This window comes from Priestia endophytica (genome assembly GCF_026790145.1).
Classification (GTDB): domain Bacteria; phylum Bacillota; class Bacilli; order Bacillales; family Bacillaceae_H; genus Bacillus_I; species Bacillus_I endophytica_A.
In genome coordinates, this window is the sequence record NZ_JALAMS010000091.1 from 607 (window position 1) to 1874 (window position 1268).

The 1268-nt window shown below is 34.5% G+C and carries 2 protein-coding genes; both read left to right on the forward strand.

What is annotated here, in order from left to right; genetic code table 11:
- Positions 1-925, forward strand: a 925-nt coding sequence (locus tag MOC86_RS27305; protein ID WP_268587019.1) for a sensor histidine kinase, incomplete at its 5' end; no start/stop codon positions are given.
- The coding region (locus MOC86_RS27310; RefSeq protein WP_268587020.1) for a response regulator at positions 915-1268 on the forward strand (354 nt) is incomplete at its 3' end. The genes MOC86_RS27305 and MOC86_RS27310, both read left to right, overlap by 11 nt.

The following is a 1268-nucleotide window of genomic DNA, read 5'->3' on the forward strand; positions in this document are numbered from 1 at the left end:
GGTCCTATTAATTGGTCTGCTCCCGATTTTAATTGCTCAAAGTATGATTGTACTAAAAAAGATTATTCAAGTTGTCCTTGTTTTCTCTTTTCTTTATTCTCAGTATAGCGTTGCTATTATTATTATTTACGGCTTTAAGGAACTGCTTCACTTTATTCTGATTTTTATTGCCATACTTCTAATCATTAGTTTTTATTACATTATGTACAATAGACAAGTTAATGAACGAATCCGTATGAAGTATTATCTTAGTGAATTAGAAATTGCCCATCGCAAGGTGGAAGAACTAACATTAGTAAATGAGAGACAGAGGATGGCCAGGGATCTTCATGATACATTAGCACAAGGTTTGGCGGGTTTAATTATGCAGTTAGAGGCCATTGATTCCCATATGAAGAATGAAAATAAGATAAGAGCTCAAGAAATTATTCAAAAAGCGATGGCTCAAGCTCGTAAAACCATGCGTGATTCAAGAACAGCTATTGATAATTTACGAGAAAAATCGATATCTAAAATGAGCTTTCAAGATGCTGTAAAAGAAGAAATAACAAGATTTTCAGATGCAACAGCAATGGAGATTGAGTCTAAAATTGAAAATGTTTTTCCCTTAAATAATTTTGTAAGAGAACATAGCCTCTACATTATAAGTGAAGGCTTAGCGAATATTGCTAAGCATTCTAAAGCTACGAAGGCAAAAGTCTTGGTTGAAAAAGAAAATAACTACTTGAATATAAAGATTGAAGACAATGGGATTGGAATTTCCAACCTATCCATATCTCAGCATGGAAAATACGGGTTACGTGGCTTACAAGAACGAGTCCGCCTTATAGGGGGACAGATACGGTTTGAAAGCGAACCAAATCAAGGTACAAAAATAGTTGTATCGGTACCACTTGAACAGAAGGAGCAATCTAATGAAATATAATGTATTAATTGTGGACGACCATATGGTGGTCAGGGAAGGCTTAAAGTTAATTTTAGAAACAAATGATTTATACAACGTAGTAGGAGAAGCTGAAAACGGAGAAGAAGCGCTTAAGTTTATTGAAAAATACCCAACTGATGTAATCTTGATGGACTTGAATATGCCAATTATGGATGGATTAGAGACCATAAAGAGACTAAAGGAGATGAATATATCCACTCCAATTATCATATTGACCACTTATAATGAGGATAAGCTGATGCTCAAAGGATTAGAGTTAGGTGCAAAAGGTTACTTATTAAAGGATACAGGGAGAGAAGAGTTATTTCGTACGCTTGAGTCT